This window comes from Flavonifractor sp. An306 (assembly GCF_002159455.1).
GTDB lineage: Bacteria > Bacillota > Clostridia > Oscillospirales > Oscillospiraceae > Flavonifractor.
Genome location: NZ_NFIQ01000097.1, coordinates 1 through 11,068, shown reverse-complemented (window position 1 = coordinate 11,068; position 11,068 = coordinate 1). Strand labels below are relative to the sequence as shown.

Below are 11,068 nucleotides of genomic sequence, written 5' to 3'. Positions count from 1 at the left end.
TCCTCCTGCTGCTCCGGCTCGGGAGCAGGCTGCGGTTCAGGTTCAGGCTCTGGTGCAGATTCCGGTTCTGGTTCCGGCTCGGGGGCTGGTTCCGGGGGAAGGGCCGCCCCCACCTGAGTGACAAATGCGCCGGAGGCCAGGGGCTGCTCCGGTTGGGGAACCTGCCCGTCTACTATGATAGCGGTGCAGCCCAGACGCTGACGCAGCGCTTCCGCCGTCAGCTGGCAGTCGGCTCCCGCCACTGCCGGAGTGAACTCCACCTGATCGCCGGCATGGACCACGAAGGAAGGTTGGGCGTCCGCTCCGTTGATCCGGAGGCGGGCGGGTATGGGGGGTTCCCCGTGAAAGACGGTACGCCTCCCGTCCACCTGAAGCACCAGCGGCTTTCCGCTTTTGCCCAGCAGGTCGGCGTAGGTGTACCCGTTCATCATCAAAAGCTCCATGGCCGTCAGGCTTCCGCTGCGGAACAGCTTGGCCGGCGTACCGTTGAGCAGGACCTGGCAGCTGTCGCTGATCAGGCCCAGACCTGCGGACACCGCGATGCCCAGGGGCGTGGTGTACTCCGGGTCCTCCAGGGTCAGTGTGTCCGAGCAGACGGTGTTTTTGAAGTGGCCGCCTGCGATGGCTACCCGCCTCAGGTCCATATCCAGTGCGTCGGCCACCTTTTCCTGCAGAGTAGGCAGCTTGCTGCCGCCTCCCGCCAGGAATACGGCCGAGGGAGCCGACCCGTTGAGGGCGAGCACCCGCTGGGCGATCTCCCGGGCCAGCAGTTCCACCGTCGGGGTAAGGGCGGCTTCCACCTCGTCCACGGTGCAGCTCTGCTCCAGCCCCAGAATATTGGTAAACTGAAGGGTGCCGCCGCCTGAAAGGCCTTCTTTCATTTGCTCAGCGGTCTGGTAGTCCACCAGATACTCCCGCATCAGGGCCTCGGTGATCTCGTCTCCCGCCACGGTAGCCATGGTATAGCCCACCACGCTGCCGTCCCGGCAGATGGCGATGTCGGAGGTGCCGGCGCCGATATCCACCAGGCACAGATTCAGCAGCCGCAGATCGGGAGGAATAGCTGCGTTCAGGGCGGCTATGGGCTCCAGTGTCAGACTGGCTACCTCCAGGCCCGCCCGCCGCATGACGGCGTACAGGCTGTCGATGACGCCGCCGGGCAGGAAGGTGGCCACCACATCGGCCTCCAGCACCCGGCCGGTATGGCCCAGCAGGGAGGTGAGGGGGTAGCCGTCCAGAGAATACCGGGTGACGGTATAGCCCACCAGCAGCATCCGCTGCCCGCTGTCCTCCATGTCGTGGAGGGCTTTTTCCGCCTCGGATACCGCGGCGGCCTCCAGCTGGGCCACCAGCTGCTGGTCCACCGGCTGGGGAGCGGGGAGGGACCGCTCTGTGTGCCCCCGCTCTGTGCGCAGGGCCCGGCCGGCGGCAGAAACGCAGGCTCTGGTGAGTTTACAGCCGGAGGTCTCCTCCAGCCGGTCGGTGACGGTCCGCACAATGTTGGCCACCTGGGCGATATCCTCAATCTGGCCGTCCATCATGGCCCGCTTGGGGTGGAGCTGCTTTTCAATGGCCCGGATCTGCACCCGGCCGTCTACCACGGTGCCCAGCATCCCGATGACGCTGCGGGTGCCGATGTCCAGCGCATAGATAAGCTCCTGCCCCTGTATGGGTCGGGCCGCTGTTCCAGCCATATGTCAACCAACTCCTTTGTTCCGGGACGCCCTGTTTTCCACAGGGCGTCCCCCTTGGATTTTTGCTGGGTAAATCAATACTTGCTGAAGCGACTCTCAGAGGCGCTGAAGGAGGAATCTCCGGCGCCAAAGGCGGCATCGTCAGACTCCGGCTCGTAAGCGGGAGCGGAGATGGAGGCGGGAGAGTCCTTCAGATGGAAGTGCTGAACCATCTGCTTCATCATCACGGCCTGGGAGGACAGCTCCTGGCTGGCGGCGGCGGACTGCTCGCTGGTGGCGGAGTTGGTCTGCACCACGGCGGAGATCTGGTCCACGCCGGTGGTCAGCTGAGCAATGGCCTCCGCCTCGGAAATGGTGCGTTCAACCAAGCGATCCATGTACTCAATGGCCACGGTGGCGTACTCCACCGTCTTCTGCATGTTGGCGTCCACATCCTCGGCCAGCTCGCCGCCCCGCTCCACCGCGCTCATGGAGGACTCGATCAGCTTCTTGGTCTGCTTGGCGGCGCTGTCGGACTTGGAGGCCAGGTTGCGCACCTCGTCGGCCACCACGGCGAAGCCCTTGCCGGCGCTGCCGGCCCGGGCGGCCTCTACCGCGGCGTTCAGAGCCAGAATGTTGGTTTGGAAGGCGATATTCTCAATGGTCTCAATAATCTTGCCGATGCCCTTCTGGCCGGTGAGGATCTCGCTCATGGCCTTGCGCATCTCCTGCATACGCTCGTTGCTGATGCGCACCTGATCGGAGGCCTGGTCGGCCTTCTCCTTGGCGGTTTTGGCGGTGTTCCGGTTCTCCTGAGCGGAGTGATCCAGATCGTTGATGGTGGCGGAAAGCTCCTCCACGGCGCTGGCCTGCTGGGTGGAGCCCTGAGCCAGGGCCTGGGAGCCGTTGGACACCTGATCGGCGCCGGCGGCCACCTGGTCGGCGGCCTGGAGCATGCTGCTCATGGTGTCGTTCAGCTGGCTCAGCAGGTACTCGACGTTCTCCTTGATGGGGGCCAGCTCGCCGGGATAGTCCTGGGTGGTGCTGGCGGACAGATCGCCGTCAGCCAGCTTCTTGGTGATGGTAACGATATCCTCAATGGTGTTGTGCAGGATATCCTGAGAGGTGCGTACGGCGTCGCAGATGCCGCCGATCTCGTCGCCGGATTCATAGTGCAGCGTATGGGACAGGTTGCCCTGGCTGAAGGCAACAACGGCCTCCTCGGCCTCCCGCAGGGGGCGCACGATGGAGCGCACCACGTACATATTCAGGGCGATGCACTCGGCCACGATAATGACCATAAGGACGACCAGAATAATGATCTCCCGGGTGCTGGTGGCGGTGGCACTGTTGGCGACCTGAGTGCCGTCATCCGTTACCTGGTTCATCAGGTTGTGTCCCGCCTCCACAGCGGCGTTCAGTCTGGGGGTGCACTCGTTCTGGATGAGCTGCCGGGCCTCATCAATGTTGCCGGCCTGGAGCGCATTATCGATATTGGTAAAGGAGGACTCCCATTCCTGGATCTTCTGGATATACGTATCATCCAGCCCATCGGTTCCGGTATAGAGCTTCTGGATGGTATTGATGGATTCGTCAATGGTGGCGATAGAGGTCTCAATATTGCTGACCGTGGTGGTGCTGTAGCCAAACAGCGCCATGTCCCGCAGCTGGCGGGCAACGGCATTGACCTCGGATTCGCTCTCCTGAACAGCGTCGGTGATGGCAATCTGATTGTCCAGCAGGCTGAGATAGTTGTCGCGGACAACGAGGATGGTGCGGATGGAAATGCACATCATGATCAGGGACAGAACCAATGTGACAATAACCGAGAATAAGATCTTGCTTCCGACTTTTATGTTTTTCATGCTATATCCTCCTGAAAGTTAAAGGTGCTATCTATATATGCGGTCTGTCGGAAAAAGCAGGCCGGAATTTGCAAAGGGAAGCGGCTCAGACCACGTCGCCATAGCGGCCCTTCTGTACATCGCCCAGAATGCGTCCGTCCACCAGGGTGATCACCCGGCGGCGCATCAGGTTGACAAAGTTTTTGGCATGGCTGGCCATTACGATGGTGGTGCCCAGGTGGTTGACCTCTGAGAGGAACAGGAACAGGTCCCAGGCGGTATCCTCATCCAGGTTGGCCGTCAGCTCGTCCAGCACCAACACCTCGGGATTGTTGATGATGGCCCGGGCCAGCTCCACCCGGCGGCACTCCCCCTGGGAAAGTTCCACAGGATAACGCTGCAGCACGTCTCCCAGACCAACCAGACGCAGAGCCTTCTGGATCCGGGCGGTAAGGCTCTGGCTGCGGTCCGGACGGAGAGCGGCCACAGCAGACAGGTTCTGCTCAATGGTGCGCTTGCGGACCAGCGTGGGAAGTTGAGGCACGTAGCCGAAGCACATCCGCCGCCGCTCCCGCTGCCGGCGGGACATGGCGGTGACATTGATATTATTCAGATAAACGGCGCCATGTGTGGGCTGCATTTCGCAGGAAAGCAGCTGGAGCAGGGTGCTCTTTCCGGCACCGCTGCTGCCGGTAATGAATACAAAGTCTCCCTGCTCAATGGTAAGATCAATTTCCCGAACGGCGTGAAGAATCCGCCTGTCCGGCTCCTGGAGGTAATCTTTTCCCACACCCTCCAAACGAATCTGCGGCATAAAAAGCTCCTTTTTATATACAAGCAGCGAATAATTTGCTATAATCACCCTATACTACCTGATAAAGGAGATGAGGCGATTGCGAAGGGCAAAGAAACGGCACAAGGCTCCCTGGGTCATAGGACTGATCCTGCTGGCGCTGATTTGTATCCTGGGGACGGAGCTGCTGGTATGCCGTTTCGCGGCGCCCGACCTCTACGACCAGATTACGGAACCGGTGCAGGCCATGGCGCAGGAAGCGATGGACCGGGGCAAGGAGTGGGTCCAATCGGCGGCGGCGGCGGTCCGTCCCTCCGAACAGCCCTCTGAAACACCAGTCAGCCAGGCTGTCAGCGAGCCGGTGGAGGCCAGCCCCCCGCCGGTGGAAGACCCCGCGGTAACAGAGTTTATACAGCGGGGAGAGCTGGAGATCCTCACCGGCGGCGTAGTGGAGACGGTGTACTTCAACCAGGGGGAAGAACCCTGGGCCCAGGGCTCCTACGGCCCAGATTCCATTCGGGGGTATGGCTGCGGCCCCACATCCATGGCCATGCTGATCTCTTCCATGGAGGACACGCTACTGGACCCGATCCAGGCGGCCCAGGCCGCCTATGAGAGCGGCTACTGCGCGCCGGGCAGCGGTTCCTACCTCTCCATCGTGGAGGGAATGGCGGCCGATTACGGCCTGCACGCGGAAGGCAGCCTCAGTTTGACGGCAGACGAACTCCGACGGGACCTGGCTTCAGGCCACATGTTTGTGGCGCTGATGGGAAAAGGGCATTTTACCAACCGGGGCCATTTTATTCTGCTACGGGGCGTCACCCTGGAGGGAAAGGTTCTGGTGGCCGATCCCAACAGCCGGGAGAGAAGCCTGGCCGCCTGGGACCCTCAGCTGATTTTGGACGAGTTGTCTGCCAGCCGTACCAGCGGCGCACCCCTCTGGAGATTCTCCGTGCTGGAAAAAGTGGAATAACCAACGAGCGCCCCCTGTTGAAAAACAGGGGGCATTTGTTGTGCAAACGCCGCTATGGAGCACGGCTACCGCGTGCCGTAAAAGGAATCCCTGCCGCACAGTCTCTGGCTGGAGCGGAGATCGGCCCGGAGTACGCGCTCCAGCAGGATGCGGTTGCGTTCCACCTGTCGGGATAGCTCCTCCGCCTCGGGGCAGGAGGAGGGCGGTGTGCCGCTGAGGATCCCCTGCAGCAGAGCGGCCGATTCCGCCGGGAGCTGGCTGCAAAGATGCTGCAGCAGCGCCTTCTGTTCGGTGAGCCGGTTGATTTGCTCCTGCCGGAGAGAGAGGAAGAGCCGCACGGAAACCTGGTCCTGGCGGTCAATGGCCTGAGCCAGTTCCTGGGTCAGATCCTCCACCTCGCTCAAAGCAAGGTACATCTGCCTCTCCGCCGCGGATGCGGCGGAGAGGACCTGTTGGCTTATCATAGGCGCCCCCTGTTACTCTGAAGTGTGCTTCACGGCCTCCCGGAAACTGTCGCGCAACTCGCTGGCCATGCGCTTGACCCGCTCCAGTTCGGTCTGGTTGCGACCGTTTTTTACACGGCTGAGCTCATAGCAGAAGTATTCATACAAGCGGGTCAGCTGGTTGCTGATGGGATATTGGCGGTCCAGCGTGTCGTCCAGGTAGCGGATGATGGCTACCGCCTTATCCACCGCTACCTCAAAGGCAGGATACTGCTCCTTGGACAGAGTAATCTCAGCCTGCATCAGCCGCTTGACCAGCTCATCATAGAGCAGCAGCAGCAGCTCGCCCTGAGTCATGGTATTCAGCGCGTCCTCGCGGTAGCGCTGATAGCCTCGCATATCCATGGTTCAGATTCCTTTCTCGGCGTGATCCAAACTTAGCCGCCCATCAGGCCCGCCAAAGCGGAGCTCTGAGAATTCATCTGATTGATGAGCAGCTCCAGCTGGGTAAATTTGTTGGTGTAGTAATCCACCTTGTTGGACATCTTATCCTGCCACTTGGAGATTTCCTCCTCCACATCCTTCATCTGGTTCAGCAAGGTGTTGTCCAGCGCGGCGGTGGGGGAGTACTTGGAGCCGGCTTTCTCGATGAGAATGCCCTGCACGTCGCCGCTGGTGGAGGCGTACCGGTCAGTGATGGAGGTAAGGGTAGCCATCAGACCGTCGGTGGCGGCGCCGTTCTCCTTGCTCTTGGTGAAGGCCTCCTGCACCTTATCCGGGTCGTTCTCCAGAGCCTCCCGAAAGGCCTGCTCGTCAAAGGTAAGCGTGGTCAGGCCGTCGGAGTAGGAGGTGCTGATGCCGATGGAACGCAGGGTCACGCCGTCGGCCCCGCTGGAAGAAATGGCGTTCCGCAAATCATTATACAAGGCAGACAGATCGCTGTCCATAAACAGGATGCCAGTTTTAGCCTTTTCCTCATAAGTTTCAATGGCGGATTCGCTCATGCCCTCCATATCCTCGTCAGTGAGGGGCTCGTACTTGGAGCCGTCGGACTTCTCCAGGGGCATGTCGGAATAGGCGCTCTTGACTTCCTTGATGATGGTGTTCAGGTCCTCCACCATCTTTTTGACGACGTCCACGATCTGGTCCGCGTCGGTCTTGCTGGTGAAGGTAACCTTGCTGTTCTCTTCAATGTCCGCCACATCTTTGCCTACGTTAAAGGTGCCGTTGACAGTGACGTTCATACCGTCCAGATCAAAGCTGTTGGAGGAGCGGGTAAGAGTCATATTCTGCCCGTTGATGGTGACGTTGATCTCGGCGTCCTGACCGTGGGTATAGGGACTGTTGGGGGTGCTGTTGTCGGTAGGATAGTCGCTGGGGTCCACGGCGCCGAACAGAGCCGCGCCCAGGGTGGTTTTGCTGGGATCGGAAGGATCGGTTCCCGGGATCTCGATGCGTCCGCCTGCGCCGGTATCCTTGGCTGTAAAGACGAATTGTCCGCTGGTCTTGGAATAGCTGATGTTGACGCCGGCCTCAGTGTTGGAATTGATGTTGTTGATGATGGTATTGAACTCGGTGTCCTTGTCGTAAGAGCCGATAGTGACGCCGTTGATGACCAGGTCATATTTACCGTCTTTGTTGGGGGTAAGGCCATCAAAGCTGAACCCCAATTCTTCCAGGGTCTTGGAAGTATCAAGGTAAGTGCTCAGACCGGAACCGATACCCAGCACGTCGCCCACGTCCTCATTGGAGGCGGTTACGGAGAGGGTGGAGCCCTCGTCGGTCTGGAAGGAGAGCTTGCCGCCATCCAGGGATACGGACACCCGATTGGCTCCGGAGCTATTTGTGCCAAAGGCCTTCCCCAATTCTGTGTTCAGGTTTTTGACAAACTCATCATTAGTGGTAGCTTTATCCGGCAGCTTGACGGTGGTGCTCTTGCCGTCCAGAGTGAAGGTAAGGGTCTTGCCGGCCAGGTATTCCGCCATGGGTTTCTCTGCGGCCGCATCCTTGACCACCGCGTCGGTCAGCTGGAAGGAGGACTCCTTGTCCTTGATTGCACCATCCAGATCGGTAATGTTATCACCCAGGGAGCCGGAGGCATAGGCGATGGAGACCTGGTTGCCGGCGCCCGACTTGTCGGTGAAGGAAACCTTGCCGTCCGCGCTGACCTCCACGCCGATCATGGTGTCGGCGGTCACCACGGAGCCGTCACTGGTGGAGATCTGCTGATCCTTCAGCTTCTGCTCAATGGCCTTCTGGAAGGCCTCGGTGTCCAGACTGCCGTCCGACTTTGTATAGAGTTCCCGTTCGCCAAAGTCGATGGACACAGTGCGGGTACCATAGTTGAGAGTCAAAGAGCCGGAGAGGTTGCTCAACTCCACATTGGAGGACAGATTGCTCATAGGATCTTTTGCGGTAACCTTGCCATTGCTTACACCGCTGATTGTATCGGCGGAAACGGAGTAGCGGGCGGCAGAGGCCAGCTTGTTGACGGCGTTGATGATCACGTTGCTGCTGGTCTTGCCGGAGGCGGAGATCAGATCCTTGTTGAGACCATTGGTGGTGGTGATTACCGCTTTGTCAAAAAAGCTGGAGCTGGCCAGGTTGGTGTTGGAGTAGACATAGGAGGAGTAGTTCCGGTAGAATTCCACCAGCTTGTCGGAAATACTCTGGTAAGCTTCCTGCTGCCACTGAAGTTTGGTGTTTTTCTGATTGAGGGACTGGATTTTTTGCTGATAGCTCTGTACCACACCAGAAATGAGTTCCTCGGTGTCCAGACCGCTGGCCAGACCAGAAATAATATTGTAAGTACGATTGCCGTAAATACTGGAGGAACTGCTGGAACCGGACAGACTGTTGACTGACGCCATATTCCTTCACACCCTTTCTAAAATAACGAAACGTAGATACTTCATTATAGTGTCATGTTGACAAGAAACGACCTTTTAGGTACAATGATTGAAAAAAGCGGTAAAACATTCTCTCACCATCTATATCGTCCAACACAGCAAAAAGATAAGAGAGAATTCATTTTTTTTCAAGTTTTCCGCGCAAGTTTGCCGCCCCTGGGGCGGAGACAGGGGGCGTCGGCATGTCAATATCGATGATTGCCATTACCAACCAAAAGGGAGGGGTAGGCAAGACTACCACGGCAGCGGCTCTGCTGAGCGCGCTGCACCAGCGCGGGGCCAGGGTGTTGGGGGTGGATCTGGACCCTCAGGGTAGCCTGGGTTTCAGCCTGGGGCTGGATATTGAACACTGCGCCACTATTTATGATGTGTTCCGTGGGGAGGTAGAGCCTGCGGAGGCGCTCTCCCATACGGAGGTGTGCGATCTGCTGCCCTCCAATATTCTGTTGTCCGGGGCGGAGCTGGAGTTCAACCGGCCGGGCCGGGAGTTTCTGCTGAAAAACGTCCTGTCCAAGGTGGAGCAGGACTACGATTTTATCATCGTGGACACCCCGCCGGCGCTGAATCTGCTGACAGTGAATGCCTATGTGGCCGCGGACAGCCTGATTATTCCCATGGCGCCGGAGGTGCTCAGCTTGTTGGGTGTATCCCAGATCAAGGAGACCATCGAGAGCGTGAAGGATTATTACAACCCCCGGCTGGAGGTGCTGGGGATTTTACTCAACCGGTACAGCGCCCGGTTTAATCTGAATCGGGAAGTGCTGGAATTGGCGGGGCAGATTGCCGCCCAGCTGGGCACCCGGGTGTTTGAGACCAAGATCCGGGGGAGCGTAGCGGTGGCGGAGGCCCCGGCCCATGGGCTGAGTGTGGTGGATTACGCTCCCTCCGCAAAGCCCTCTCAGGATTTTCAGGATTTGTGCGACGAGGTAGCCGGCCGCTGGTTTCCCCGGAACAGTCAGGCAGGAGGTAAGGCATAATGGCGGGGAAGAAGAACGGCCGCAGCAGTAAAACCGACCACGTACTCAGCCTGCTGGCGGGCGGCGGAGCCTCTCATGAGGCGCCGGCAGCCGCCAAGCCGGAGACTTCTCCGGCCACCAGCCAGCAGGAGAGCAGCCCTTCGGAGGCCAGCAAGCCCCCCAAGGAGACACAGAGCGAGCCGGTCCAGACCCCGGCCACAGGGATTCCGTCTGGACAGCGGCGGGTGGCTCCGCCTATTTTGGAGGTGGCCCGGGTTAACAACGAGGCTTTGTCAGAGACCATCCGGGAGGCGCTGACGGAGTCTCTGAATCAGGAACTGGCCCAGGCGGAGCCGGAACCGACGCCAGAGCTGCTGCCAGAGGCAGAAGTGGAGCCGGAGCCAGAAGTGGAGCCGGAACCGGCGCCAGAGCTGCTGCCAGAGGTAGAAGCGGAGCCGGAGCCAGAAGCGGGGCCAGAGCCGGAAGTGGAGCCGGAACAGATGCCCGAGGCCGCACCTGAGCCCAGATCCGAGCCGGAGGCGTTGCCTGAACCGGAGCGGGAAGCGGAGCCGGAGGCGGCGCCCACACTGGAGCCGGCCACCGCCCAGCCGCTTCAGCCGGAGGGACCGGGGATCCCCCTGCCTGGCGGGGCGGTATATCTGAATGTTATGGAGGAGTTGGTGGAGGAGCCGCTGCGGAAGTATATCAAGCTGTTTGGGCTGTGCGACTGTCCCCGCTGTGTGGCTGATGTGCGGGCGCTGGCCCTCAGCCGTCTGCCTGCCAAGTATGTGGTACTTTCCAGTGCCTCACTTCCTCCGCTGCTGAGCTTTTATCAGGCCAAATTTGACTCTGCCCTGGTTACTCAGGTGATCTACGCCTGCAAGACGGTGATGGAGTCTCCCCGGCATACCTTATAAGTCATAGAGAGATCCGGTTCACTCCTGTTGGTGAAACCGGATCTTTTTTAAAAATTTTTTGAAAAAGGTCTTAATTTCCACGGAAAGTGGACGAAGTAAGCAATGAAGGGTATTTGGGGCCGCGGCCCCAGCGCTCTGAACCAGAGTCCGGCCACCCCGTAAAGGCCTGCGGGGGCGGACGGGCCCAACTTCCGGCGGGCGAGAAGGAACTTGCTCCGACCAATCTTCAAGGAGGAAATCTTTTATGCGTATTCAGCACAATATTATGGCTATGAATGCCTACCGCAACTACAACAACAACACCTCCGCTCTGTCCAAGAACCTGGAGAAGCTGTCTTCCGGCTACAAGATCAACCGCGCTGGCGACGACGCCGCCGGTCTGGCCATTTCCGAGAAGATGCGGGCCCAGATCACCGGCCTGGACAAGGCTCAGGACAACGCCAAGGACGGTATCTCCCTGGTGCAGACCGCTGAGGGCGCCCTGACTGAGGTTCACGACATGCTCAACCGTATGTACTCCCTGGCTGAGCAGTCCGCCAACGGCACCTACGAGAACGAGA

General features: G+C 59.5%; 9 protein-coding genes and 1 pseudogene. 4 read left to right on the top strand and 6 right to left on the bottom strand.

From position 1 onward, the window contains the following. The 3 genes from pilM to B5F88_RS17210 form a co-directional block, all read right to left on the bottom strand. The coding region (pilM, locus tag B5F88_RS17220; RefSeq protein WP_087348519.1) for a pilus assembly protein PilM at nt 1-1,694 on the bottom strand (1,694 nt) is incomplete at its 3' end. A gap of 74 nt (nt 1,695-1,768) precedes the next feature. Beyond that, complete coding sequence (locus B5F88_RS17215; RefSeq protein ID WP_087348517.1) at nt 1,769-3,538, bottom strand: methyl-accepting chemotaxis protein; 1,770 nt, start codon at nt 3,536-3,538, stop codon at nt 1,769-1,771. Nucleotides 3,539-3,623: 85 nt separating this feature from the next. Then, nucleotides 3,624-4,331 carry an ATP-binding cassette domain-containing protein gene (locus tag B5F88_RS17210; protein ID WP_087348515.1) on the bottom strand — a complete coding sequence of 236 codons (708 nt, stop codon included), beginning with the start codon at nt 4,329-4,331 and terminating at the stop codon, nt 3,624-3,626. Between the two features lie 79 nt (nt 4,332-4,410). On the opposite strand from B5F88_RS17210, the gene B5F88_RS17205 reads away from it, so the two are divergent. Further along, complete coding sequence (locus B5F88_RS17205; protein WP_242959859.1) at nt 4,411-5,283, top strand: C39 family peptidase; 873 nt, start codon at nt 4,411-4,413, stop codon at nt 5,281-5,283. Nucleotides 5,284-5,348: 65 nt separating this feature from the next. Here the strand turns inward: B5F88_RS17205 and B5F88_RS17200 are convergent, their stop codons facing one another. Genes B5F88_RS17200 through fliD form a run of 3 tightly spaced genes read right to left on the bottom strand, consistent with a single transcriptional unit; the run spans nt 5,349 to nt 8,596 of the window. Further along, nucleotides 5,349-5,747 (bottom strand): hypothetical protein, encoded by a 399-nt coding sequence (locus tag B5F88_RS17200; protein WP_087348512.1) that lies wholly within the window; start codon nt 5,745-5,747, stop codon nt 5,349-5,351. 12 nt (nt 5,748-5,759) lie between these two features. Then, nucleotides 5,760-6,131: a flagellar export chaperone FliS gene (locus B5F88_RS17195; protein ID WP_087348509.1), complete on the bottom strand. Its 372-nt coding sequence runs from the start codon at nt 6,129-6,131 to the stop codon at nt 5,760-5,762. A gap of 32 nt (nt 6,132-6,163) precedes the next feature. Beyond that, the gene (fliD, locus tag B5F88_RS17190) at nt 6,164-8,596 is read right to left on the bottom strand and encodes a flagellar filament capping protein FliD (RefSeq protein ID WP_087348507.1); all 2,433 of its coding nucleotides are present in this window, start codon (nt 8,594-8,596) and stop codon (nt 6,164-6,166) included. A gap of 221 nt (nt 8,597-8,817) precedes the next feature. Between fliD and B5F88_RS17185 the strand changes: the two genes are divergently transcribed. The 3 genes and pseudogenes from B5F88_RS17185 to B5F88_RS17175 all read left to right on the top strand — a co-directional run. Further along, on the top strand, nt 8,818-9,612 hold the full coding sequence (locus tag B5F88_RS17185) for a ParA family protein (RefSeq protein ID WP_087348505.1): 795 nt from the start codon (nt 8,818-8,820) through the stop codon (nt 9,610-9,612). Beyond that, nucleotides 9,612-10,508: a late competence development ComFB family protein gene (locus B5F88_RS17180; RefSeq protein ID WP_087348503.1), complete on the top strand. Its 897-nt coding sequence runs from the start codon at nt 9,612-9,614 to the stop codon at nt 10,506-10,508. Before B5F88_RS17185 ends, B5F88_RS17180 begins: the two co-directional genes overlap by 1 nt. 244 nt (nt 10,509-10,752) lie before the next feature. Further along, nucleotides 10,753-11,068, top strand: a pseudogene (locus B5F88_RS17175) (flagellin); the annotation flags it as partial.

Coding starts and splice junctions, on each gene's coding strand:
- B5F88_RS17195 (WP_087348509.1), bottom strand. CDS start 6,131: ATGGATATGCGAGGCTATCAGCGCTACCGCGAGGACGCGCTGAATACC.
- B5F88_RS17185 (WP_087348505.1), top strand. CDS start 8,818: ATGTCAATATCGATGATTGCCATTACCAACCAAAAGGGAGGGGTAGGC.
- B5F88_RS17180 (WP_087348503.1), top strand. CDS start 9,612: ATGGCGGGGAAGAAGAACGGCCGCAGCAGTAAAACCGACCACGTACTC.
- B5F88_RS17215 (WP_087348517.1), bottom strand. CDS start 3,538: ATGAAAAACATAAAAGTCGGAAGCAAGATCTTATTCTCGGTTATTGTC.
- B5F88_RS17210 (WP_087348515.1), bottom strand. CDS start 4,331: ATGCCGCAGATTCGTTTGGAGGGTGTGGGAAAAGATTACCTCCAGGAG.
- fliD (WP_087348507.1), bottom strand. CDS start 8,596: ATGGCGTCAGTCAACAGTCTGTCCGGTTCCAGCAGTTCCTCCAGTATT.
- B5F88_RS17200 (WP_087348512.1), bottom strand. CDS start 5,747: ATGATAAGCCAACAGGTCCTCTCCGCCGCATCCGCGGCGGAGAGGCAG.